Here is a 23,259-nt window from a genome sequence, read left to right on the forward strand (position 1 = left end):
ACATTTGCGATCCCGATCGATTTCGACAAAATTTGCGTGCTTTCTGAAAAGCAGATGCAACTCGCGAATCCGCGGTTTTCTCCCGGCTGGCGCCGTGGCAAGTGCAGTTTGTGCCAATACGTCCCTTACTGACGCAACACCCCTTGCCGCATGCGGCACACCCTGATCAGCTGCATGTTCTGCAGTGCCCAACTACTATGTCCGGGGGCTCGGCTCGCTGGATCGACGGACATGGCACGCTGGAAGCAATCGTGGAGCGAGGACGATCTTCGCAGGCTTAGAAGTCTGGCGGGCACCAAGCCGGTCACGATGATCGCGAAAGAGCTCGGCCGAACCACCGGAACGGTTTTGGCAAAGGCGATTGAACAGAAACTTCCCGTCATGCACCGGATTGACGGACGAGGCCGTGATCGTACCCGGCCAATCCGTGGAACCTGCAGCGATCGGCGGGATCGCTGAGGGATCGTTTCGCGCTGCGGCGAGTTCTCTCCGGATTGTCCGGGTTGGAGACCTCATGACCATCAATTTCGACACGCTGAAAGCGTCGCTCGTCCTGTATGGGCTGAACGCGATCTACGCGATCCTGCTGCTGGCGATCGGCTGGTATCTGTCCGGCGCCATGCAACGCTTCGTCACGCGCGTGCTGAACGTCGGCCATCGGGTCGATCCGCTGGTGACCTTGTTCGTGTCCAGCGTCACGCGTTACGGTGTGCTGGCGGTGGTCGGCATCGCCGTGCTTCAGCTGTTCGGCATCCAGACCGCAAGCCTCGTCGCCGTGCTGGGCGCGACTTCGCTCGCCATTGGCCTCGCATTGCAGGGGACGCTGTCCAATCTCGCCGCCGGCGTGATGCTGCTGCTGTTCCGGCCCTTCCATATCGGTGACGACGTCGAGGTCGGCGGCAAGGCGGGGAAGATCAGGTCACTGTCGCTGTTCATGACCGAACTGGTCGCGCCCGACAACACGCAGATCCTGTTGCCGAACGGGCAGGTGTGGGGCGCTGCGATCATCAATCACAGCGCCTATCCCGGCACGGGCGAGGTCAAGGTGACGTTCCCGGTCAGGGCTGGCTCGGCCAATGCACTGGCGGACCGGATCCTGAAGGAGTTGCGCGAAGATCCTCGCGTCGACGAGGGGGCCGCGCCGTCGGTCAATGTATCGAAGGTGATCGCCGCCGATCCCACGGCGCCCGTCGTGGAATTGACCGTGAGCGCAAAGGTGAAGCCGTCCGACGCCGATGCGGTCAAGCAGCGCGTGCTCGACCATGCGAGCGCGCTGCTCGCGGCGGCGTGAAGAGCGTGGTGTCCTTGTGTGCGATATCGTAGAAGGGATCTGAACAGGAGACACGCGCAAGATGGCGGGGGACACGAACGTTCGGACCGGGCGGTGCCATTGCGGCGCGGTGTGCTTCGAGGCGACGCTCAGCGATGGATTCAATTCGATCCGCCGCTGCACTTGCTCCTACTGCCGCATGCGAGGCGCCGTCGTTGTCATGGCTGAAATGGGCGGGATCAGGTTCCTCGATGGCGAGGATGCGCTGACAAGCTACCGCTTCCATACCGGATCAGCGCAGCATTTCTTCTGCTCTCGCTGCGGAATATATACGCATCATCAGCGACGGTCCGACCAGTCGCTCTATGCCGTCAACGTGGCTTGCCTGGACGGGGTCAGCCCGTTCGATTTCTCTGACGTGCCCGTCATGGATGGCATCAATCACACCAACGACACGGGCATGCCAACGCGCCGGGCAGGCACACTCCGCTTCATCCCGGCTGACTGAGGATGCCGCTCAGCCCCGCGGCGAGCGCGGCGGTCTGCGCTTCACGGCGTGCCGGCGCGGCGAGCGGGTCACGCGGGGACGCAGGCGGGTTGCGGCAGCGGCGCGGCGCGGTTTGGGCTGGGCCTGCGGGCCGCGGGCGAGGTCCATCAGCATGCGCAACGCCTCGACCACCGAGCGGGCGCGCACCGCGGTTCGGCCGATTGCGCCAAAGCGATGCTCACGATGGATGATGCGGCCGTCGCGCGCGGCGGCGGCGAAATGAACGAGGCCGACCGGCTTGCCCGGCGTCGCGCCGCCGGGGCCGGCGATGCCGGTGATGGCGACTGCAAGGTCGACGCCTGCGCGCTCCAGCGCGCCCACCGCCATTGCAATTGCGGTCTCCTTGCTGACGGCGCCGAAATTGGTGAGCGTGCCGGCCTCGACGCCGAGCATGGCGCGCTTGGCGTCGTTGGAATAGGTGACGAAGCCGCGGTCAATCACATCGGAGGAGCCGGGGATATCGGTCAGTGCGCCTGCGACGAGACCGCCGGTGCAGGATTCAGCGGTCGCGATCGTCAGCTTGCGCATCCGGCACAGATCGAGCAGCGAGCGGGAGAGGGCGCGTGCGTCGCTGCCGCCCATGGCCTAGACGCTCCAGGGGAGGCGGATGGTGGCGCTCGCGGTGGCCGCGATGCCCTCCTCGCGGCCGGTGAAGCCGAGCCGCTCGCTGGTTGTTGCCTTCACGGCGACGCGGGAGATGTCGACGCCGGAGATCTCGGCGATGCGCGCGCGCATGGTGTCGCGCAGCGGGCCGATCTTCGGCCGCTCGCAGATCATCGTCACCTCGAGATTGGCAACGCGGCCGCCGCGCTGGGTGACGCGCTCGATGGCGTATTTCAGGAACTGGTCGGAGGAGGCGCCCTTCCACCTCGCATCGCTCGGCGGAAAGTGCGAGCCGATGTCGCCGTCGGCAAGCGCGCCGAGAATGGCGTCGACCAGCGCATGCAGGCCGACATCGCCGTCCGAATGGGCCAGGAAACCCTTGCTGTGAGGCACGCGCACGCCGCAGAGCATGAGATGGTCGCCTTCGCCGAAGGCGTGCACATCATAGCCGGTGCCGGTCCTGATGTCGCCGAGCAGGCTGGCGAGGCGCGCTTCCTCGCGCACGAAGTCTTCGGGAGTGGTGAGCTTCATGTTGGCAACATCGCCTTCAAAGGTTGCAACCGTCAATCCCGCCCATTCGGCAATCGCGGCATCGTCGGTGAAATCAGAGCGCCCGTCCTTTGCCGCGCGACGATGCGCCTCGAGGATGACGTCGAAACGAAAGGATTGCGGCGTCTGCGCGATTCGCAAGCGCGCTCGGTCCGGCGTGTCCTCGACATGGCCGCTCTCGCCGGTGACCTTGATGGTGTCAGTGACGTGAACGACGGGGATCGCGGCGCCGGTGCGGCTGGCCGCTTCGATCGCACGCGAGATCACGCCTTCCGAGACGAAGGGACGCGCGGCGTCGTGGATCAGGACGATGTCGGGCTTGTGCTTGGCAAGCGCTTCGAGACCGGCGAGCACGGACGCCTGACGCGTCGCACCGCCATTGGTCGGCGCCTCGTGCTTCAATCCTGCGACCGCTGCCGTGAACATGGCGCTGTCGTCGGGGTTCACCACAGGCTGCACCGCGAAGACATCGGCATGGCGGCTGAAGGCTTCCATGGCGCGATAGATCACGGGCACGCCGCCGATCTCGCGATATTGCTTCGGCCCGCCCGCGCCGGCGCGCAGGCCGCGTCCGGCCGCGACAAGAACGACTGCGGTGCGCTGTGATTTCGCCATAGGACTCAGATACCCGGTTGGTGATGACGAGAGTCGGGGGAGAGGGGTGATTGCCGGCATGCCTCTAGCACGGCAGGCCCGCAAAAAAAGGGGGTTTCCCTGCATTGTGGGAAACAGCATTTTGCTGCACTGCACTTGAAAGATTTGCAGAACTGTCTAAACTGTAGGCATGACGCTTGACTGCACAAGAATTGTGCGCAAGATAGGTCATGGCAGGCGCGATGAGGCCCTGCCTACGCAACGGGACCCCTGTGACCGGCTCGGCAGTATCAGGCTCTAAGCCATTGAAGATAGGCGATATTGATGTCGCCACCCCGGTCTTCCTGGCGCCGATGTCGGGGGTGACGGACTCGCCCGTCCGCCGGCTGGCCGCCGAGCTCGGGGCCGGTCTGGTCGTGTCCGAAATGACCGCCAGCGATGAGCTCGCGAATGGTCATCGGATGTCGCGGTTGCGCTGCGAAGCGACGGGCATCGGACCGCACGTGGTGCAGCTCGCCGGCTGCGAGACGCACTGGATGGCCGAAGGCGCCCGGATCGCGGAAGCCGAAGGCGCCGACATCATCGACATCAACATGGGCTGTCCGGCCCGCCATGTCACCGGTGGCCAGTCCGGCTCCGCCCTGATGCGCGACCTCGACCATGCCGTCAGCCTGATCGAGGCGACGATCGCCGCGGTGAAGGTCCCCGTGACGCTGAAGATGCGGCTCGGCTGGGACGACCGCACCCGCAATGCGCCGGAATTGGCGCGCCGCGCGGAAGCTGCCGGCATCCAGCTCGTCACCGTTCACGGCCGCACTCGCTGCCAGTTCTACAAGGGCGAGGCCGATTGGGATGCGATCCGCGCGGTGCGCGAGGCCATCTCCATTCCGCTCGTCGTCAATGGCGACATTACCACTTACGAGAAGGCGCTCGCGGCGCTGGAGGCCTCCGGCGCCGATGCCGTGATGATCGGCCGTGGTGCTCAAGGCCAGCCCTGGCTCCCCGGCGAGATCGGCCGGCGCCTCAAGGGCGGGGCAGAGGAAGCGACGCCCTCGCTCGAGACACAGCTGCATTACGTCCGCACCCTCTATGAGGGTGTCTGCGCGCTCTATGGCCTGCGCATAGGCCTCAGGCACGCGCGAAAACATCTCGGCTGGGCGCTCGACGTCGCCGCCGATGTGAGCCGTGCGCCGGCCGAGAAGCTGAAATCCTGGCGCCAGAAGATCCTCACCTCGGAGGATCCGCGTCTCGTCCACCGGTCACTGCAAGATGCCTTCGACGACTTCGCATGGAGCGCCGCTGCATGAGCTCAGCCGTTGAACATCGTCGGCCGCTTCCGTCCGACAGCGACGCGATCCTGGACGCGCTGCCCAACCCCGTTCTGATGATCGGGCCGGACGGCAAGATCGTCGCCGCCAACATCGCGACCGAAGCCTTTTTCGATATCTCGACGCAGTTCCTGAAGCGGCAGTCGTTGAAGGAGCTGGTCCCATTCGGCAGCCCCTTGCTGGCGCTGATCGACCAGGTGCGCTCGTCGAACTCGCCGGTCAACGAATACAAGGTCGATCTGGGCACGCCGCGCATGGGCGGCGACCGCCAGGTCGATCTGCATGTCGCCCCGCTCACGGAGCGGCCCGGCCATATCGTGGTGATGCTCCAGGAGCGCTCCATCGCCGACAAGATGGACCGCCAGCTCACCCATCGCAGCGCCGCGCGCTCGGTGATCGCGCTCGCCGCGATGCTGGCGCATGAGATCAAGAACCCGCTCTCGGGCATCCGCGGCGCGGCCCAGCTCCTCGAGCAGCAGGCCTCGTCCGAGGACCGCATGCTGACGCGCCTGATCTGCGACGAGGCCGACCGCATCGTCACGCTGGTCGACCGCATGGAGGTATTCGGCGACGAGCGCCCCGTGGTGCGCGGCCCCGTCAACATCCATTCCGTGCTCGATCACGTGAAGCGGCTGGCGCAGTCGGGCTTTGCCCGCAACATCCGCTTCATCGAGGACTACGATCCCTCGCTGCCGCCGGTGCTGGCCAACCAGGACCAGCTCATCCAGGTGTTCCTCAACCTCGTGAAGAATGCTGCCGAAGCCGTGGTCGACCTCGGCTCGGACGCCGAGATCCAGCTTACCACCGCGTTCCGTCCCGGCGTGCGTCTGTCAGTCCCCGGTCAAAAAACGCGGGTATCTCTGCCGCTCGAGTTCTGCGTGAGGGACAACGGACCAGGCGTGCCGGATGATCTTCTGCCCAACCTGTTCGATCCCTTCGTGACCACAAAGCAGACCGGCTCGGGTCTGGGCCTCGCGCTGGTCGCCAAGATCATCGGGGATCACGGGGGCATCATCGAATGCGAGTCTCAGCCGCGCAAGACCACCTTCCGCGTGCTGATGCCGATGTATTCCACATCGGCGAAACATGCCGATCACAGCAGTCGCGACGGCTCTGCCGGGAAGTCGTCGTCTGCATCACAGGGGGCAAAATGAGGATTAACGATGCCCGCAGGTAGCATTCTCGTTGCTGATGACGACACCGCCATCCGCACGGTTCTCAATCAGGCACTTTCCCGGGCCGGCTATGAGGTCAGGCTCACCGGCAACGCCGCAACGCTTTGGCGCTGGGTCAGCCAGGGGGAGGGCGATCTCGTCATCACCGACGTGGTGATGCCCGACGAGAACGCGTTCGACCTGCTGCCGCGGATCAAGAAGATGCGGCCGAATTTGCCGGTCATCGTCATGAGCGCGCAGAACACCTTCATGACGGCGATCCGCGCCTCCGAGCGCGGGGCGTACGAATATCTGCCAAAACCCTTCGACCTGAAGGAGCTGATCGCCATCGTCGGCCGTGCGCTGGCCGAGCCGAAGGAACGGGTCTCGACGCCGGACGAGGACGCCGAGATGGAGGCGATCCCGCTGGTCGGCCGCTCGCCGGCGATGCAGGAAATCTACCGCGTGCTGGCGCGCCTGATGCAGACCGATCTCACCGTGATGATCACGGGCGAGTCCGGCACCGGCAAGGAGCTGGTGGCACGCGCGCTGCACGATTACGGCAAGCGCCGCAACGGCCCGTTCGTCGCGGTCAACATGGCGGCGATCCCGCGCGACCTCATCGAATCCGAGCTGTTCGGCCATGAGCGCGGCGCCTTCACCGGCGCCAACACCCGCGCCTCCGGCCGGTTCGAGCAGGCCGAGGGCGGCACGCTGTTCCTGGACGAGATCGGCGACATGCCGATGGAGGCGCAGACCCGCCTGCTGCGCGTGCTTCAGCAGGGCGAATACACCACCGTCGGCGGCCGCACCCCGATCAAGACCGACGTGCGCATCGTCGCGGCCTCCAACAAGGATTTGCGCGTCCTGATCCAGCAAGGCCTGTTCCGCGAGGATCTGTTCTTCCGCCTCAACGTCGTGCCGCTGCGGCTGCCCCCCTTGCGCGAGCGCATCGAGGACCTGCCGGACCTGGTGCGTCACTTCTTCACCCTGGCCGAGAAGGACGGCCTGCCGCCGAAGAAGCTCGACACGCTGGCGCTGGAGCGGATGAAGCAGCACCGCTGGCCGGGCAACGTGCGCGAGCTGGAAAACCTCGCCCGGCGCCTTGCCGCGCTCTATCCGCAGGACGTGATCACAGGCTCGGTCATCGACGGCGAGCTGGCGCCGCCCACGGTCAGTCCGGGTGCCGCGGTCCAGCAGGGCGTCGACAATCTCGGCGGCGCGGTGGAGGCGTATCTGTCCTCGCACTTCCAGGGGTTCCCGAACGGGGTGCCGCCGCCGGGCCTCTATCACCGCATCCTCAAGGAGATCGAGGTGCCGCTGCTGACGGCCGCGCTCGCCGCCACCCGCGGCAACCAGATCCGCGCCGCCGATTTGCTCGGCCTCAACCGCAACACGCTGCGGAAGAAGATCCGGGATCTCGATATCCAGGTCTACAGGAGCGGGGGCTAGTCTTTCCGAAAGGACGGTGGCTCAGCTCCCCCTACCAAAGCGGAGCTGAGCCTGTCCGGATCGCGCTGGCCTTCGTGGCTGACGCGGTGAGCAAAAGTCCCAATCGGGCCGAAACGTTCCGCCGGAACATACGAATTGGTGGTTCGACCGCGAGACGCGGCGTCGCACTCACCTGATCAGCCGGACTGAGACCGGCTGGGCACTGGCGACGTTTGCCGCCGGCGGCTGAAGGCCAGGGCCGTTGACCAGCAGATCCGAGGCCACGATCAGCAGCAGCACGGCCGACACCATTATCGCGAGAAACAACCTGTCCATCCCCGTCAAGCCGAAGGGGCCGGAATCCGTTCCCGCGAACTAGGTCTGCCAGATCAGCACCCTGTGAATGCGCCGGTCCGTCGCGCGGGGGCGCCGCGGAATTGTCGCAATTCGGCAACAATGTGGTACGAATACATCAGTATCCGCCCCGCCGCGGACCCCTTTTCAGCAGCACCATTGCCGGAATGACCAGCGCAGACACCTCGGCCGCACACTTCGACACGGCCCCAGCGGAAGAGCCCCGGCGTTGGTCGGCGCGGCGCTGGCTGGCACCCATTGCCGTGGCGCTGGCGCTGGGGTCGGCCTTCCTGACCTTTGTCGTCCTGACCGGCCTCACCACGATCGAGCCGACGCCGGAGATCGTCCGCTCGTTCTATCTGATCAATGCAGGCACGATCCTGCTGCTGGTCGGCATCATCATCCGCGAGCTCTGGCAGATGATCTTGGCGCGGCGGCGGGGCAGGGCGGCGGCGCGCCTCCATGTCCAGATCGTCAGCCTGTTCTCGATCGTGGCCGTGCTGCCGGCCGTGCTGGTCGCCGTCGTCGCCAACGTCACCATCGAACGCGGCCTCGACCGGTTGTTCTCCGGTCCGACCAAGGAAGTGATCCAGAACTCGCTGACGATCGCGCGCGCCTATATGCAGGACCACGCGCAGCTCATCCGGGGCGACATTCTCGGCATGGCCAACGACATCGCGCATGCCCGGCCGCTCTACGACCAGGACCGCCGCTCGTTCCGCGAGCTGCTGACGGCCAGCGCCGGCTCCCGCAATCTGCCGGGCGCGATGATCATCGACAAGAGCACCAATATCCTGGAATCGGCCGACACCGGCATGCGGCTGGCCTATTCGCCGCCGGCGCCGGACTTCCTCAGCAACGTCAACGAGAACGAGCCCGAGATCGCGGTGTTGCCGGACGCGAGCTTCGTCGCTGCTGTGATCCGCCTGCGCGCCTTCAACGACACCTTCCTCTACGTCGCACGTCCGCTTGATCCGAATGTCGTCAATCAGCTCAAGCAGACGGAAGTCAGCGTCGCCGAATACGCCCAGATCGAGTCGCGCCGGCTCGGCATCCAGGTCGCGTTCGCCTTGATGTTCGCGGTGATCGCGCTGACCATCCTGATGGCCTCGGTGCTGATCGGCCTCAACTTCGCCAACTCGCTGGTTTCGCCGATCCGGCGGCTGATGAACGCAGCCCATACGGTCTCGACGGGCGACCTCAATGTGAAGGTGCCGGTGCACCAGTCCGAAGGCGACCTCGCCCAGTTGGGTGAGACCTTCAACAAGATGACGCAGGAATTGCGCAGCCAGCGCGACGAGCTCGTCAACGCCAGCGATCTCATCGACAGCCGCCGCCGCTTCATCGAGGCCGTGCTGTCCTCGGCCAGCGCCGGCATCATCGGCGTCGATCATTCGGGCAGCGTCGGCATCCTCAACCGCTCCGCCGAGAAGCTGATCGGGCACTCCGAAGCGGAAACGCTCGGCCATCCGCTCTCCGACGTGCTGCCCGAGCTCGACGAGATGATGAAGGCGGCGCGGGAAGGGACCCAGCGCCTGGTGCAGGGCCAGATCACGATCACGCGCGACGGGCAGGAACGCAATCTGTCGGTCCGCGTCAGCGCCGAGAAGACCAGCCAGCCGCACGACAGCTACATCATCACGCTCGACGACATCACCGAGCTGGTCTCGGCGCAGCGCACCTCGGCCTGGGGCGACGTCGCCCGCCGCATCGCGCACGAGATCAAGAATCCGCTGACGCCGATTCAGCTCTCGGCCGAGCGCATCCGCCGCAAGTTCGGCAAGGACATCACCGAGACCAAGGACAAGCAGATCTTCGAGCAGTGCACCGACACCATCGTGCGCCAGGTCGACGACATCAGGCGCATGGTGGACGAGTTCTCGCGCTTCGCGCGGATGCCGAAGCCGGTGATGGAGGGCGAGGACGTCGCCGACACCGTGCGGCAGGCGGTGTTCCTGATGAAGGTCGCCCATCCCGAGATCGACATCGACGCCGAGTTCAAGGAGGATCCGCTGCGGGCCCAGTTCGACCGGCGGCTGATCTCGCAGGCGGTCACCAACATCGTCAAGAACGCCACCGAGGCGATCGAGCAGGTGCCGCCGGAAGAGCTCGGAAAAGGCCGCATCGACGTCGTGGTCTCGCGCGAGGGCGAGGACGTGCTGATCGACGTCATCGACAACGGTATCGGCCTGCCCAAGGTCGCGCGCTCGCGGCTGCTGGAGCCCTACGTGACCACGCGCGCCAAGGGTACCGGCCTTGGCCTCGCAATCGTCGGCCGCGTCCTCGAAGACCATGGCGGGCGCATCGAGCTGAAGGACGCTTCCGACTTCCGGGAAGGCCAGCGCGGCGCCTGGATGCGGATGCGCTTTGCGATCTCCGGCGCTCCCCCGAAGAGCGAGGGGACCGAGCAGGCGCCGACGGCCAAGGAAGCGGTGAACGAAGCGGCCAGCGCCCCGGTCAAGGACACGGCGCCGGAAACAAAAGAGCCGGCGGGCGAAACCAAAGAGCCGGCTGAAAAGACCAATGATTCAACGAAAATCGAAGCCTCGACAGGCATCTGACAAGACAGGCGCGACCCATGGCAAGTGAAATTCTGATTGTCGATGATGAGGCCGATATTCGGGATCTCGTCGCGGGCATTCTCGAAGACGAGGGTTTTGTCACGCGGACCGCGCGCGACAGCGACTCCGCGCTCGCCGAGATCGCCAACCGCAGGCCGCATCTGGTGTTTCTCGACATTTGGCTGCAGGGCTCCAAGCTCGACGGCTTGCAGCTCCTGGAACAGGTCAAGAAGGACAATGCCGATCTGCCGGTCGTGATGATCTCCGGCCACGGCAACATCGAGACCGCGGTCGCCGCGATCAAGCGCGGCGCCTATGATTTCATCGAGAAGCCGTTCAAGGCCGACCGGCTGATCCTGGTCGCAACCAGGGCGCTGGAGAATTCGCGGCTCAAGCGCGAGGTCAAGGAGCTGAAGCAGCTTGCGCCGAGCGCAAGCTCGCTCGTCGGCCGTTCGCCCAGCATGAACCAGCTGCGCCAGACCATCGAGCGCGCGGCCAAGGCCAACAGCCGCATCCTGATCGTCGGCCCCGCCGGCGCCGGCAAGGAGCTGACCGCGCGCACGCTGCACACGGCCTCGGGCCGCGCCGACGGCCCCTTCGTCGTCATCAATGCCGCCGCGATCACGCCCGATCGGATGGAGCATGAGCTGTTCGGCATCGAGCAGTCCAACGGCGAGCACGCGCGCAAGCCCGGCGCGCTCGAGGAAGCCCATGGCGGCACGCTGTTCATCGACGAGATCGCGGACATGCCGCGCGAGACCCAGAACAAGATCCTGCGCGTGCTGGTCGAGCAGTCGTTCCAGCGCGTCGGCGGCACCGCCAAGGTGCAGGTCGACGTCCGCATCATCTCCTCCACCGCGCGCAATCTCGAAGAGGAGATCGCGGCCGGCCATTTCCGCGAGGACCTCTATCACCGGCTCTCGGTGGTGCCGATCCGCGTGCCCGCGCTGTCGGAGCGGCGCGAGGACATTCCGGAATTGATCGACTACTTCATGGAGCAGATCTCGGCCGGCAGCGGCCTGCCCAAGCGCCAGATCGGGCAGGACGCGATGGCCGTGCTGCAATCGCATGTCTGGCCGGGCAATGTGCGCCAGCTCCGCAACAACGTTGAGAGAGTCATGATTCTGGCTGCGGGCGGGCCCGAGGTCATCATCACCGCGGACATGCTGCCGCAGGACGTCGGCTCCATGGTGCCGGCCATGCCGACCAGCAACAATGGCGAGCACATCATGGGCCTGCCGCTGCGCGAAGCGCGCGAAGTGTTCGAGCGCGACTATTTGATTGCACAGATCAGCCGTTTCTCAGGAAATATTTCTCGCACAGCCGAGTTTGTTGGCATGGAACGTTCGGCGCTGCATCGAAAGTTGAAGGCGCTGGGCGTTGGCTAGCGCCCCAAGGTCGCAGATGGGCCTCAGCGATAAGCGAGGAAAATCATCGATTTCCGTAGTTTTTCGGGGCAATAGAGCACGGCCTGCCGCGTGAAGCGGCTTGCCTAATAAGCCCACCTGCCCTCTAATTGCACAGCCGTTCCTTCCGAGGGGGATCTCATGAGGAGCGGCAACCGGGAGAGGCTCCGAACGTCACAATGAGGGCCGCAACCGGCGCAATAAAAAGAAACTCAAAGCGAGAAAAAAACAATGGCGGCAGACCGCGCACAAAACCTACAGGACACCTTCCTCAATCACGTTCGCAAAACCAAGACGCCACTGACGATCTTTCTGGTCAACGGAGTGAAGCTCCAGGGCATCGTGACCTGGTTCGACAATTTCTGTTTGCTGCTTCGGCGCGACGGTCACTCGCAGCTTGTCTACAAGCACGCGATCTCGACCATCATGCCGGGCGCTCCGATCCAGCTGTTCGAAGGCGGTGAGGATCAGCCGGCTTGAGAGTGCTCTGATTGGAACCCCGGAATTTCGACGGGGAGGCCGATCGTCCGCGATCGGCAGGGGCTAAGCAAACGGGGCGGGTGCTTGTCATCGGCCCCTACTTGCGAGTGCGTGCGGGCAGTGCCGACGCGCAATCGGAAGGTCATGTCCCAAGTCAAGTTCAACGCGACGCCGAGGCCCGGCTCGATGAAGCCGCCGGCCTCGCGCGCGCGATCGACCTCGTCATTGCGGACGCCATCATCGCGCCGATCGGCCAGATCAGGCCCGCCACCTATATCGGCAAGGGCAAGGTCGAGGAGATCGCCGGGCTGATCAAGAGCCTCGATGTCGAGCTCGTGGTGATGGATTGTGCGCTGGCGCCGATCCAGCAGCGCAATCTCGAGAAGGAGCTGCAGGCCAAGGTGCTCGACCGCACGGGCTTGATTCTGGAAATCTTCGGCCGCCGCGCCAAGACCAGGGAAGGCTCGCTCCAGGTCGAGCTCGCGCATCTCAACTACCAGCGCTCGCGCCTGGTTCGGTCGTGGACCCATCTCGAACGCCAGCGCGGCGGTTTCGGATTCATGGGCGGCCCCGGCGAGACGCAGATCGAGGCCGACCGCCGCCTGATCCAGGAGCGCATCTCCAAGCTCGAGAGCGAGCTGAAGAAGGTGCAGGCGACGCGCCGCCTGCATCGCGCCGGCCGCCAGCGCGTGCCATATCGCGTCGTCGCGCTGGTCGGCTACACCAATGCCGGCAAGTCGACGTTGTTCAACCGCCTGACGCGCGCCGACGTGCAGGCGGCCGACATGCTGTTCGCCACGCTCGATCCAACGCTCCGCGCGCTCACCCTGCCGCATGGCGGCAAGGCGATGCTGTCCGACACGGTCGGCTTCATTTCCAATCTGCCGACCCAGCTCGTCGCCGCCTTCCGCGCCACGCTGGAGGAGGTGCTGGAAGCCGACGTCATCCTGCATGTGCGCGACATCTCGCACGAGGATGCCGAGGCCCAGCAGAGCGACGTCGACGCCGTGCTGCGCCAGCTCGGCATCAATCCCGATGACTCAGGCCGCATCATCGAGGTCTGGAACAAGATTGATCGTTACGATTCCGAGCAGCGCGAAGGGCTTTTGAACATCGCCGCGCGCAGGCCGGAGGATCATCCGGCGATGCTGGTCTCGGCCGTGTCGGGCGAGGGCATCGACGCACTGCTCGCCGCGATCGAGGAGAGGCTCGCCGCCAAGCGCACCACGCTCGACCTCTCCATCGACGCCGCCGATGGCGCCGGCATTTCCTGGCTGCACCGCAATTCCGAGGTGCTGGCGAAAGAGCTGCACGACGGCCGCTTCGACATGACCGTGCGGGTGGACGAGACCAAGCGGGATATCGTGGTGTCGAGATTCGATGCGGTGCCGCGCGTGGCTTGAGCCCGTGGCGGCAAGCTGAGGGCGTTCACCTGGACAGGTCGAGCCTCATGAACTGGTTGTGCGGGCTCGCCTGATAATCGGCGAACGGCTCACAGGGGACGAAGCCGGCGCTGCGGTAGAGCGCGACGGCGGGAGCGTGCAGCGGTGCCGTACCCGTCTCCAGGCTGAGGCGCGCATAGCCTCGTTCGCGCGCTTCAGCGACGATGTGGTGCAGAATCGTGCGACCGACGCCGGTCCCGCGTGCTGCAGGCGCAGCGCGCATCGACTTCGCCTCTCCATGCGTCGCATCGAGCTGCTTCAGAGCGCCGAACCCAGCCAGCACATCGCCCTGCCAGGCCGTCCAGAACGTCACGGCCGGAGCCGAAAGACCGCTCGCGTCCAGCGCCTGCGCGTGCTCGCCCATGACGCTGCGCAGCTCTTCCAGATGATGCGCCAGCAAGCCGGCGACATGGGGCGCCTTCGGATCGTCCTGTCTGATGTCCACTGCGTGTCCTTGTTACTGCATTCAATCAGTTAGCACCGTAGCCCGGATTGCCCGTCGCTCCATCCGGGCTCCGCACTTTCCGCGCAAACCGACGACAGCGGGTTAGCGGCGGACTTGCTTGCGTGCCTCTGATGCGTTGCCACTCAGGACACTAGAATGGAATGGTCAGGCCCGGAGTTTTCGCTTGCGCCTTGGTGTAGGCGACGCCGTGAATTTTGACCCCGCGTTCGTCCAGCAACGAAATGATGCCGCCCTGGTTCGATAGTTCCATCGGCTTCTGCACGACGACGGCGAGCGTGCCCGGCCGCGATCTTCCCTGAGAGAACCATTTTGTTCTTCTGCTTGTCGGCCAGCATCCAGCCGGTGAGATCGATATCGCGATCGGCCGTGTTGAGCAGCGTGACGACTTCCCGCTCGGGCGTCTTCACGGCGTTGACGAGGGCCGCAATGATGCGCACGAGGCCATCGGGCATTTCCTCGGTCGGAGGAGTCGTCGGATCTGGCGGCGTCGTCGGCGTGCCTCCGCCGAGATCGATGGGATGACCGGTCCTGTCATCGGTGTGCCAGGCCTGCGTCTGGAATTTCAGGAAGACCGCCGTCCATAGATTCTGATCCGGGAATTCGAACACGAGCCCGCCGTCCTGCCACGGCCCGTTGTCGCCCGAGAATTTTCCGATCGGATTTCCCTGGTTCATATGGATATCGTGAATGCCGCGTCCCGGCCGGAAGCCAAAATAATTGTCCGCCTTCGTCTCCGGCCCCCACGTCTCGCCGAATGCGTACACCATCGCGCTTTCATTCGAGAGCGCGCGCTGGACGAACTGGTCGAGCTTCTCGTTGAGGTCATTGTCCGGTCCGGGCAAGGACAGCGGCAGTGGGACCATCTCCTGCGGTTGCATCAGATTGCCGCGAATGAAGTCCAGCGCCGTGCTGCCCGGCTTCGGCGACTGCGGGTGCAGGCCCTCCGGCAGCGCCGCGAGTTGATCGGTGATCGGATGGACAAAATGCGATCGCACCAGGTACTCGACTTCGCTGCCATCCGCCGACTGCACGTTGACGGCGATGCGGAAATCCGCGTTGTCGGCCACGACATGGACTTGATAATGCGGTGACTGGCCGGTGCCGAAACGCATCGCGATCGGGCGTCCCTTGAGGACCGAATAGTGTTTCAGGGGCATTGCACTCACCTGCCGTGGGGTTGCGGCTGCGCTGGCGCCGGTGTTCAACTTTAGACTGCAGGTCGTGACGGTTTCATGGCTTGAAAGGTGACCCCGGTCGCCGCTGCGGGCCTCACGCTTTGGCAAGATCGCCTCGCGGCGTTCAGGACAAAGTGCTGACCTATATCTGGATCAAATGCGTACAGGGCTAGCGCCGGGCCTCGCGGCGGGTCTCCGATATCGTTTTCTCCTCGCCCTTCGCCGCATTCCACAGCGCATCCATCTCCACCAGCGAGGCCTGCTCCAGCGTGCGGCCCTGCGCCTCCAGCGCCTGCTCAATATAGGCAAAGCGCTTTTCGAACTTCGCATTGGTCGCGCGCAGCGCGGCCTCCGGATCGGCATCGACATGGCGGGCGAGGTTGACGAGGGCGAACATCAGGTCGCCGGTTTCGTCCGCGATCTCCTGCTTGTCGTTGCGGTCGAGCGCGGCCTCGATCTCGTCGGCTTCCTCGCGGATCTTTTGCAAAACCGCGCGCGGGTCGTTCCAGTCGAAGCCGACGGTGGAGGCCTTGCGCTGAAGTTCCATCGCGCGGGTCAATGCGGGTTGGCCCGCTTTCACGCCCCCCAGCAATGATTTGTGCTTCGGCGTCTCTTCCGGTGGCCGGCGCGCCGCGCGCTCAGCCTTCTCCTCGGCCTTGATGCGGTCCCAGACTTCCTTGACGTGGGAGGAGGCGAGATTGCCGTCCTTGTCGGCGAAGACGTGGGGATGACGGCGGATCATTTTGCGCGTGATGGCCTCGACCACATCACCGAACGCAAAAGCGTTCTGCTCTTCAGCCATCTGGGCGTGGAACACGACCTGGAGCAGGAGATCGCCGAGCTCCTCGCGGAGATCGTCGAGATCGCCGCGGCTGATCGCCTCGACCACCTCATAGGCTTCCTCAATCGTGTAGGGCGCGATGGTCGCAAAATCCTGCTCGAGGTCCCAGGGGCAGCCGGTCACCGGCGTGCGCAGCGCCGCCATGATCTCGATCAGGCGGGAAATGTCACGGGAAGGGGTCATTGCGGGGCAGTCTCCTGGGTCCAAAACCTTATGCCAAAAGCGGGCCGCCGTTCCCAGCGGGACGCGGCGGAACAGGGTGATTTCCACCGATTGGCGGGCGAAGTGCACAGTGCTAAAGCGCGGGACATGAGCGACGCATTTTCATCACAAACCGCGCTGGTGTTGTTTTCCGGCGGCCAGGATTCCACCACCTGTCTTGCCTGGGCACTGAGCCGCTTCGCGCGGGTGGAGACGCTGGGGTTCGACTACGGCCAGCGCCATGCGGTCGAGCTCGACTGCCGCGCGCGTCTGTTCGACGGCATCAAAGACCTGCGCGCGGACTGGGCCGCAAAGCTCGGCGAGAGCCATACGCTGTCGATCCCGACGCTGGCCGCTGTGTCCGAGACGGCGCTGACGCGCGACGTCGCGATCGCGATGGGCGCCGATGGCCTCCCCAATACTTTTGTCCCCGGCCGCAACCTCGTGTTCCTGACCTTCGCCGCAGCGCTGGCCTATCGGCGCGGCATCACCCACATCGTCGGCGGCATGTGCGAGACCGACTATTCCGGCTATCCCGATTGCCGCGACGACACCATCCGCGCGATGCAGGCCGCGCTCTCGCTCGGCATGGCGAGGACGTTCGAACTGCATACGCCGCTGATGTGGATCGACAAGGCCGCGACTTGGAAGCTCGCGCATGACCTCGGCGGCGAGGGGCTGGTCGATCTCATCCGCGAGCAGTCGCACACCTGCTATCTCGGCGAACGCGGCGCGCAGCATGAGTGGGGTTATGGATGCGGGGAGTGCCCGGCGTGCAGCCTGCGGGCGAAGGGGTGGCGGGAGTTTGTGGCGGGGCGCTAAGACCACATACTCGGTGTCATCACCGCGAAAGCGGCTGATCCAGTATCCCAGAGACTATTTGAGCCGAGGGCCGCGGCCTACTGGATTCCCCGCTTTCGCGGGGAATGACAGCGGAGGGCTTGGCATGATCGTGCCTTCTACCGAGCTAGCCAAAATCCTCCGGCTTGAGCTCGATCGGTTTGCCGTGCGGGGTGCGGTCGGCGGCGTGGTCCCAGGCGTCGCGGTAGCGGTGCAGCGTCTCCGTCGATGCCACGCCCTTGCGCGCAACCAAGCCCTCCAGCGTCGCGAGCCAGTGCAGATAGTAGGTCTCGCCCGTATCAGGGTCGCCGGCGGCCTGCGCGCGCTTGATCTCGTCGGCCAGGCTTGCTGCCCATTCCGGCCAGGTGAACACGCCACGCTCGTGCAGCGTCAACGCCATGGCGAACGCGTGCGCCTCCCAAGGGGCGCGGAATACCGGACCGTCGTCATCGCGCGGGATACTTGGAATCGCCGCCGTCGCGGCGGCTGCTAGCCCGCTGCCCATCACGCCGGGTCCAGATAGGGCTCGAACGCGTCGATCGAGACCTTCAGCGTCGGATCTCCGTCCGCACCCCAGAGATCGCGGCCTTCGAACACGACGGTGTAGAGCCATTGCGGATTCTCGCCGCGCTCCATCGCCGCGGAATCCGGAAACACGTGGCAGCCGTGGTTCAACTCGACGATTCCGACATGGCCGCGCACATAGCGCGGCAGCCGCGTGTGCGTTGTCGGATGAATGTTCTTCGCCCGCACGCGGTCGCCGACGTTGAATTTGGCGGGTGCAGGCGCAGGGCGGGCGAACTTGCCGCGCACCATGATGCGCTCAACCTGGCCAAGGTCGAACTTGCCGTGCTTGAGCGCCTTGCCTGGCTGCATCGCGTGACCGGCGGCGACTTCCTCCCGGGTGAGGTAGCCTTTCTCGATCAGCATCTCCTCGAGCCCGAGAAACCATTTCTTGTAGTAGGAGCTCGACAGATAAACATGCGGCGGCAGCGTCTCGCGATAGAAGCGCGAGGTGTCGATGTTAAAGGCGCCGGCCGCGCCCATCGCGCGGACCATGGCGAGGACGCGGGATTCCCACTCCTCGTGAAACATCGGCTCGTTCGGCTCGGGCTCGACCTTGCCGAACCCGTCCATGCCGCCCATGTCGTGCACGCCGTTCACGACGGCGCTCCGGGCGCTTTGGGAAAGCCGGTGCCGATCATGGAATCGCGGGTGACCAGCTCGGCGAGTTGCTCCTCGCTCCACCCTTCCGTGCCCGCGGGCCGCATCGGTAGCACCAAAAAGCGCGTCTCGGCGGTGGAATCCCATACCCGGATTTCCATGTCCTTCGGCAGGCTGACGTCGAAATCGGCGAGCACGCCGCGCGGATCTTTCACCGCACGCGAGCGGTAGGGCGCGGCCTTGTACCAGACCGGCGGCAGCCCCAGCATCTCCCAGGGGTAGCAGGAGCACAGCGTGCACACGACCATGTTGTGGCGCTCAGGCGTGTTCTCGACCACCACGAGATGGTCGCCGACGCGGCTGACATGACCGAGCGTGCCGATCGCCTTGGAACCATCCTCGAGCAGCGCCTGCTTGAACGCCGGATCGGTCCAGGCCTTGGCGACGACGCGCGCGCCGTTATGCGGGCCGATCTTGGTCTCATAGGCCTGAATGATGGCGTCGAGTGCAGCCGGCTCGACATAGCCCTTTTCGGTCAGGATCGTCTCCAGCGCGCGCACGCGTAGCTCGGTTTCCGACAGTTCGGAATGATCGTGATCGTGATGGTGGTCGTGATCGTGGCTCATGCCACAAAGATAGGCGCAATGGTCCCCGCCTGTCGAGCCGTCGTTGCAGCGCGGCCGGGCCAACTGTTCGTGACACCATTTGGGCCTGCTGCACGACCGGCCTGGAAACGGCCATTGATTGCACCATGACGTGTGCCGTAATACGGCGTCGGGACCAAGCAGGCTCGGCCAACGGGCCGCATGACGCGACGACAATCGAGGGGGAAGGGCCATGACCGCCAATTCGCAGGCGCCTGAAGCGAAAGGGTTTCGCTGGAAGCTGATCGCGCCACTCGTGGTGTGGCTGGCGATCTATCTGTGGCCGGTGCCCGCAGGCCTCAACGCCAATCAGTGGCACTATTTTGCCGTGTTCGCGGCCGTCATCACCGGACTGATCCTGGAATCGATGCCGGTCGGCGCGGTCGGCTTCATCGGCCTGACGGTTGTCGGTGTCAGCGGCTATATCGAAGCCGATCCGACCAAGTCGCTGCGCTGGATGCTGGCGGGCTTTGCCGAGAGCACGGTGTGGCTGATCGTCGGCGCCTTCGTGTTCTCGATCGGCTATCGCAAGAGCCAGCTCGGCCGGCGCATCGCGCTGGTGCTGGTGCAGCGGCTCGGCCGCAACACGCTCGGCCTCGGATACGCGGTGGCGATGTCGGATTTTTTGCTGGCGCCGGCGACGCCGTCCAACACCGCGCGCAGCGGCGGCATTGTCTATCCCATCATCAGCAACATCCCGCGCATCTACGGCTCCGAGCCGGGGCCGACCGCCGGCCGGATCGGCACCTACGTGATGTGGACGGCGTTCGCGGCCACGGCGGTGACGAGCTCGCTGTTCTTCACCGCACTCGCGCCCAATGCGGCGGCGCTGGCGATCGCCAAGAAGACGGTCGGGGTGGAGGTGAGCTGGGGTCAGTGGTTCATCGGCTTTGCGCCGCTCGGTATTGTCCTGATGATCCTCGTTCCGCTGCTCAGCTATTTGGTCTGCCGTCCCGAGGTGAAGCGCAGCCCTGAGATCTCCGACTGGGCGGCAAAGGAGCTCGGTGCGATGGGCCCGATGTCGCGCAACGAGTGGATCATGCTCGGCCTGATCGTGCTGGCGATGTTCCTGTGGATCGCGGGCTCGAGCCCGGACATCCACGTACCGCTGCTCGGCTCGAACTTCGTCAACGCCACCACCGTCGTGTTCATCGTGATCTCCTTGATGCTGGTGACGGGCGTGATCGAATTCGCCGACATCGTCAGCGAGAAGAGCGCCTGGGAGGTGTTCTTCTATTTCACCTCGCTGCTGACGCTGGCCTCGGGCCTCAACGAGATCGGCTTCATCAAATGGTTCGCGACCGAATACGCCAAACCGCTTGCGGGACTGTCGCCGTCGACCGCGATGCTGCTGCTGGTCGCGCTGTTCTTCTGGATCCACTATTTCTTCTCGAGCATCACCTCGCATGCGGCTGCCGTGCTGCCTGTCGTGCTCGCGGTCGGTTCCGGCATTCCCGACCTGCCGGTCACGACGCTTGCCATGCTCTGCATGTACTCGCTCGGCCTGATGGGCGTGATCTCGCCTTACGCCACGGGACCCGCGCCGATGTATTTCGGCAGCGGCTATATCGGGAAGGGCCAGTTCTGGGGCTTTGGGCTGATCTTCGGGCTGCTGTATTTCGCGGGGCTTCTGCTGATCGTGCTGCCCTGGTTGCAGGTCCACTGAGCCGGGGAGGAGGGCTGACATCCGGCAGATGATTTTTCTCCGCAGGCGAGGGTTTGGAGACGTTCGTCCCACACCTCGCAGATCTCTGACATTGCAAGAATGAGCCGAACAGGCGATGGTGCATGCTGCGATGCAGCGCGCTCCATCTGAGGCCCTCATCGCCGTTCCACTTCCCCGTCGCGTGATGCGACCTGGCTTGCCGCACGCTTTGCGGGGCAAGCGAATTATTGCGCATGAAGGCCGTCCCCATGAATGCCCACCCATCGCTCGCGATCGGACAACCGGTCGAAACGCTTGCAGCGATTCCACCTGCCGCGTCCGCGCCTGATACGATGGTCCGCTTCGAAGCCGTCTCGAAGACCTATCCGGCCTATCGCGGCAAGCCCGGCGTCAAGGCGCTCGCGAACATCGACTTCGCGATTCCGCGCGGCTCCATCACCGGCGTGATCGGTCGCTCCGGCGCCGGCAAGTCGAGTCTGGTCCGGCTGATTAACGGGCTGGAAAAGCCGACCACGGGTCGCGTCATCGTCGACAACAGGGATATCTCGGCGCTGGCCGGCCGCGAGCTGCGGCTGGCGCAGCGCTCAATCGGCATGATCTTCCAGCACTTCAACCTGCTGTCCTCGCGCACGGCGGCCGACAACATCGCGCTGCCGCTCGAAATCGCAGGCTGGGCCAAAGCGGACATCAAGGCCCGCGTGACTGAGCTGCTGGCGCTGGTCGGAATCGCCGACAAGCATGACCGCTATCCGTCGGAGCTCTCCGGCGGCCAGAAGCAGCGCGTGGGCATCGCCCGTGCCTTGGCGACGCGGCCGAGCGTGCTGCTGTCGGACGAGGCGACCTCGGCGCTCGATCCGCAGACCACGCGTGCGATCCTCGATTTGCTTGCGAACATCAACCGCGAGCTGGGCGTGACCATCGTGCTGATCACCCACGAAATGTCCGTGGTGCGCCAGCTCGCCAGGGACGTCGTCGTGCTCGACGCCGGCCATGTCGTCGAGAGCGGCCACGTCGCCGACATCTTCACCCATCCGAAGCACCCCATCACGCAATCCTTCCTGGCCGAGGTGATCGGCGACAGCCTCCCGGTCTCGCTGGCGAGCCGGATCGTGGCGGAGCCGACTGCCGGCCAGCAGGCCGTGATCCGCGTTCAGGTGCGCGGGGCAGGGGCCGGCGACACGCTGGTGGCGCGGCTGGCGCGCGAGCTCGACCTCGATGTCGCGCTGCTGTCGGCGCGCATCGACGAGATCGGCGGCCAACAAGTCGGCTCGCTGACGCTCGGCATTCCTCTCGGAATTTCTGGCGGCGAGGACGCGGTGACGCGGACGCTCGCCTGGCTCTCTCAACATCAATTTCCGGCGGAGCACCTCGGCCATGTCGCCTGAACTCATCAACCTAATCATCCAGGCCACGGGCGAGAGCCTGTACATGGTCGGCATCGCGGCGCTGCTCGGCACCGCCTTCGGCCTGCCGCTCGGCGTCTTCCTCGCAACCAGCCGGAAGGGCGAGCTGTTCGCGGCGCCTATCATCAATCGCGTGCTCGGTGCCGTGGTCAATGCGACGCGGTCCACGCCCTTCATCATCCTGGTCGTCGCCATCATCCCGTTCACCCGGCTCGTCGCAGGCACCTCGATCGGCTCGACGGCGGCGATCGTGCCGCTGACCATCGCATCGGCGCCGTTCATCGCGCGCCTGGTGGAAGCCGCGATCCGCGAGGTCGATGGCGGCCTGATCGAGACCGCATCCTCGTTCGGGGCCTCGCCGATGCAGATCGTGCTCAAGGTGCTGATTCCCGAGGCGCTGCCCGGCCTGCTGCTGGCGCTGACGCTCGCCGTGGTCAGCCTGCTCGGCTATTCCGCCATGGTCGGCGCCGTCGGCGGCGGTGGCCTTGGCGACCTCGGTATCCGATACGGCTATCAACGCTTCATGCCGGAGATGATGCTGGCCGTCGTCGTCGTGCTGATCGCGCTGGTGCAGCTCGTCCAGAGCGCGGGCGATTATCTGGCGCGCCGCGTCAACCGCCGGCTGCGGCACCGCTGAGGCCGTTTTCAGACGTTGCGGACCGGACGTTTTTGTCCGTCTGGAAACATTCCAAGGTTCGAGACACGACTGAGTGCATTCGCCGCACGTGCTGCGCACAGGTCTGGAGACATTCTAACGCTGTTCCTATCGCACTCCGAAATCGCCTGCGTTAGGGCGAGGCATCAAGAACGATACCGGCAAAGCCGGCAGTGCGTGGGGCCTCGACAGACGTGACCGACTTTCAGCTTTCTTCGCGCTCCGACACGCGTCGTCGACAGATGCAGGTGTTTTTCCTCGGGGCGGCCAGCACATTTTCGCTTCTTGTTCCCTTCGGTGCCGTGGAAGCGCAGACGCAGATTCCCGCCGTCACCGTCGAAGCGCCCGCGCAGCGCGCCCGTCCTGCGACGGTCAGCTCAACGCGGCAGTCAGCGGCGACACGTACCGCACGCGCCAATCGCCGCTCCCCTGCGCAGCAGGCCACGCCCAGCCAGTCGGCATTATCGGACCGCAACACGGAACGC

The 23,259-nt window shown here is 65.1% G+C and carries 23 protein-coding genes; 14 read left to right on the top strand and 9 right to left on the bottom strand.

The annotated features are described in order from the left end of the window. Window positions 1-231: 231 nt before the first annotated feature. The 3 genes from I3J27_RS18860 to I3J27_RS18870 all read left to right on the top strand — a co-directional run bounded on the left by I3J27_RS18860 (window position 232) and on the right by I3J27_RS18870 (window position 1,778). On the top strand, window positions 232-459 hold the full coding sequence (locus I3J27_RS18860) for a hypothetical protein (RefSeq protein ID WP_270172294.1): 228 nt from the start codon (window positions 232-234) through the stop codon (window positions 457-459). A gap of 55 nt (window positions 460-514) precedes the next feature. Further along, a complete protein-coding gene (locus I3J27_RS18865; RefSeq protein WP_270172297.1) occupies window positions 515-1,291 on the top strand; it encodes a mechanosensitive ion channel family protein in 777 nt (258 codons plus the stop codon). Window positions 1,292-1,352: 61 nt separating this feature from the next. Continuing rightward, a complete protein-coding gene (locus tag I3J27_RS18870) occupies window positions 1,353-1,778 on the top strand; it encodes a GFA family protein (RefSeq protein ID WP_270172300.1) in 426 nt (141 codons plus the stop codon). Window positions 1,779-1,787: 9 nt separating this feature from the next. Here I3J27_RS18870 and I3J27_RS18875 read toward each other — a convergent pair whose 3' ends face one another. Beyond that, window positions 1,788-2,399 (bottom strand): CinA family protein, encoded by a 612-nt coding sequence (locus I3J27_RS18875; protein WP_270172303.1) that lies wholly within the window; start codon window positions 2,397-2,399, stop codon window positions 1,788-1,790. A 3-nt stretch (window positions 2,400-2,402) separates the two neighbouring features. Further along, on the bottom strand, window positions 2,403-3,584 hold the full coding sequence (locus I3J27_RS18880) for a bifunctional 2-C-methyl-D-erythritol 4-phosphate cytidylyltransferase/2-C-methyl-D-erythritol 2,4-cyclodiphosphate synthase (RefSeq protein WP_270172306.1): 1,182 nt from the start codon (window positions 3,582-3,584) through the stop codon (window positions 2,403-2,405). Window positions 3,585-3,868: 284 nt separating this feature from the next. On the opposite strand from I3J27_RS18880, the gene dusB reads away from it, so the two are divergent. From dusB to ntrC, 3 genes are read left to right on the top strand one after another with little or no spacing between them, the layout of a single operon-like run. After that, entirely contained in the window at window positions 3,869-4,870 is a 1,002-nt protein-coding gene (gene dusB, locus I3J27_RS18885; RefSeq protein ID WP_270172309.1) for a tRNA dihydrouridine synthase DusB, read from the top strand. Then, on the top strand, window positions 4,867-6,045 hold the full coding sequence (locus I3J27_RS18890; RefSeq protein ID WP_270172312.1) for a two-component system sensor histidine kinase NtrB: 1,179 nt from the start codon (window positions 4,867-4,869) through the stop codon (window positions 6,043-6,045). Before dusB ends, I3J27_RS18890 begins: the two co-directional genes overlap by 4 nt. Window positions 6,046-6,054: 9 nt before the next feature. Next, window positions 6,055-7,497: a nitrogen regulation protein NR(I) gene (gene ntrC, locus I3J27_RS18895; protein WP_008133472.1), complete on the top strand. Its 1,443-nt coding sequence runs from the start codon at window positions 6,055-6,057 to the stop codon at window positions 7,495-7,497. A gap of 168 nt (window positions 7,498-7,665) precedes the next feature. Here ntrC and I3J27_RS18900 read toward each other — a convergent pair whose 3' ends face one another. Then, window positions 7,666-7,803, bottom strand: coding sequence for a hypothetical protein (locus I3J27_RS18900; protein WP_270173042.1), 138 nt, complete (start codon window positions 7,801-7,803; stop codon window positions 7,666-7,668). Between the two features lie 194 nt (window positions 7,804-7,997). Between I3J27_RS18900 and I3J27_RS18905 the strand changes: the two genes are divergently transcribed. The 4 genes from I3J27_RS18905 (at window position 7,998) to hflX (ending at window position 13,680) form a co-directional block, all read left to right on the top strand. Next, window positions 7,998-10,391 (top strand): sensor histidine kinase, encoded by a 2,394-nt coding sequence (locus I3J27_RS18905; protein ID WP_270172315.1) that lies wholly within the window; start codon window positions 7,998-8,000, stop codon window positions 10,389-10,391. 17 nt (window positions 10,392-10,408) lie between these two features. Beyond that, window positions 10,409-11,779: a nitrogen assimilation response regulator NtrX gene (gene ntrX, locus I3J27_RS18910; RefSeq protein ID WP_270172317.1), complete on the top strand. Its 1,371-nt coding sequence runs from the start codon at window positions 10,409-10,411 to the stop codon at window positions 11,777-11,779. Between the two features lie 249 nt (window positions 11,780-12,028). Continuing rightward, window positions 12,029-12,277, top strand: a complete 249-nt coding sequence (gene hfq / locus I3J27_RS18915) for an RNA chaperone Hfq (RefSeq protein WP_007591126.1) — start codon at window positions 12,029-12,031, stop codon at window positions 12,275-12,277. An 11-nt stretch (window positions 12,278-12,288) separates the two neighbouring features. Then, window positions 12,289-13,680, top strand: a complete 1,392-nt coding sequence (hflX, locus tag I3J27_RS18920; protein ID WP_270172349.1) for a GTPase HflX — start codon at window positions 12,289-12,291, stop codon at window positions 13,678-13,680. A gap of 25 nt (window positions 13,681-13,705) precedes the next feature. Here the strand turns inward: hflX and I3J27_RS18925 are convergent, their stop codons facing one another. The 3 genes from I3J27_RS18925 to mazG all read right to left on the bottom strand — a co-directional run bounded on the left by I3J27_RS18925 (window position 13,706) and on the right by mazG (window position 16,384). Beyond that, on the bottom strand, window positions 13,706-14,164 hold the full coding sequence (locus I3J27_RS18925; RefSeq protein ID WP_270172351.1) for a GNAT family N-acetyltransferase: 459 nt from the start codon (window positions 14,162-14,164) through the stop codon (window positions 13,706-13,708). Window positions 14,165-14,307: 143 nt separating this feature from the next. Continuing rightward, entirely contained in the window at window positions 14,308-15,390 is a 1,083-nt protein-coding gene (locus I3J27_RS18930) for a DUF2278 family protein (RefSeq protein ID WP_270172353.1), read from the bottom strand. 139 nt (window positions 15,391-15,529) lie between these two features. Beyond that, window positions 15,530-16,384: a nucleoside triphosphate pyrophosphohydrolase gene (gene mazG / locus I3J27_RS18935; protein ID WP_270172355.1), complete on the bottom strand. Its 855-nt coding sequence runs from the start codon at window positions 16,382-16,384 to the stop codon at window positions 15,530-15,532. Between the two features lie 126 nt (window positions 16,385-16,510). Here mazG and queC point away from each other — a divergent pair, with 126 nt between their 5' ends. Then, window positions 16,511-17,224 (top strand): 7-cyano-7-deazaguanine synthase QueC, encoded by a 714-nt coding sequence (gene queC / locus I3J27_RS18940; protein WP_270172357.1) that lies wholly within the window; start codon window positions 16,511-16,513, stop codon window positions 17,222-17,224. Window positions 17,225-17,369: 145 nt separating this feature from the next. Here queC and I3J27_RS18945 read toward each other — a convergent pair whose 3' ends face one another. The 3 genes from I3J27_RS18945 to nthA are packed head-to-tail and all read right to left on the bottom strand — an operon-like array spanning window position 17,370 to window position 19,032. Continuing rightward, window positions 17,370-17,747 (bottom strand): nitrile hydratase accessory protein, encoded by a 378-nt coding sequence (locus I3J27_RS18945; RefSeq protein WP_270172359.1) that lies wholly within the window; start codon window positions 17,745-17,747, stop codon window positions 17,370-17,372. Further along, the gene (gene nthB, locus I3J27_RS18950) at window positions 17,747-18,406 is read right to left on the bottom strand and encodes a nitrile hydratase subunit beta (protein ID WP_270172361.1); all 660 of its coding nucleotides are present in this window, start codon (window positions 18,404-18,406) and stop codon (window positions 17,747-17,749) included. Before nthB ends, I3J27_RS18945 begins: the two co-directional genes overlap by 1 nt. Continuing rightward, window positions 18,403-19,032 (bottom strand): nitrile hydratase subunit alpha, encoded by a 630-nt coding sequence (gene nthA, locus I3J27_RS18955; RefSeq protein ID WP_270172363.1) that lies wholly within the window; start codon window positions 19,030-19,032, stop codon window positions 18,403-18,405. Before nthA ends, nthB begins: the two co-directional genes overlap by 4 nt. 211 nt (window positions 19,033-19,243) lie before the next feature. Here nthA and I3J27_RS18960 point away from each other — a divergent pair, with 211 nt between their 5' ends. From I3J27_RS18960 to I3J27_RS18970, 3 genes are all read left to right on the top strand, one after another. Then, window positions 19,244-20,716 carry a DASS family sodium-coupled anion symporter gene (locus I3J27_RS18960; RefSeq protein WP_270172366.1) on the top strand — a complete coding sequence of 491 codons (1,473 nt, stop codon included), beginning with the start codon at window positions 19,244-19,246 and terminating at the stop codon, window positions 20,714-20,716. A 248-nt stretch (window positions 20,717-20,964) separates the two neighbouring features. Further along, window positions 20,965-22,101, top strand: a complete 1,137-nt coding sequence (locus tag I3J27_RS18965; protein ID WP_270172368.1) for a methionine ABC transporter ATP-binding protein — start codon at window positions 20,965-20,967, stop codon at window positions 22,099-22,101. Beyond that, on the top strand, window positions 22,091-22,756 hold the full coding sequence (locus tag I3J27_RS18970; RefSeq protein ID WP_270172370.1) for a methionine ABC transporter permease: 666 nt from the start codon (window positions 22,091-22,093) through the stop codon (window positions 22,754-22,756). Before I3J27_RS18965 ends, I3J27_RS18970 begins: the two co-directional genes overlap by 11 nt. Window positions 22,757-23,259: the final 503 nt, after the last annotated feature.

The sequence above is a fragment of the Bradyrhizobium xenonodulans genome, assembly GCF_027594865.1.
GTDB classification, from domain to species: domain Bacteria; phylum Pseudomonadota; class Alphaproteobacteria; order Rhizobiales; family Xanthobacteraceae; genus Bradyrhizobium; species Bradyrhizobium xenonodulans.